The organism is Carboxydocella sp. ULO1 (assembly GCF_002049255.1).
GTDB lineage: Bacteria > Bacillota.
Window position 1 is genome coordinate 1 of the sequence record NZ_BDLQ01000105.1, and the last position, 237, is coordinate 237.

1 protein-coding gene is annotated in these 237 nt (G+C 43.0%); it reads right to left on the reverse strand.

Translation table 11 applies throughout. The annotated features are described in order from the left end of the window. The coding region (locus ULO1_RS12090; RefSeq protein ID WP_143325461.1) for a transposase at nt 1-237 on the reverse strand (237 nt) is incomplete at both ends.

Genomic DNA, 237 nt, shown 5'->3' on the forward strand with positions numbered 1-237 from the left:
CCTGCTGACTAAGACCATATAAATGTTTGACGTGCAGGTGTTGCTTGAGCCACTTGAAGAAAATTTCAATCTGCCAGCGGTAGCGATATAACTGCCCGATTTCTTCGGCAGTCTTTTCAAAGACATTCGTTACAATTGTAATTTGATTCCCTTCTGTATCCGTTGTTTCAATCAGACGTACAGGGTGCTTCATTCTTGATGAACCCCAGCCCAGGATAGCTATGTAATCCCTGCTAA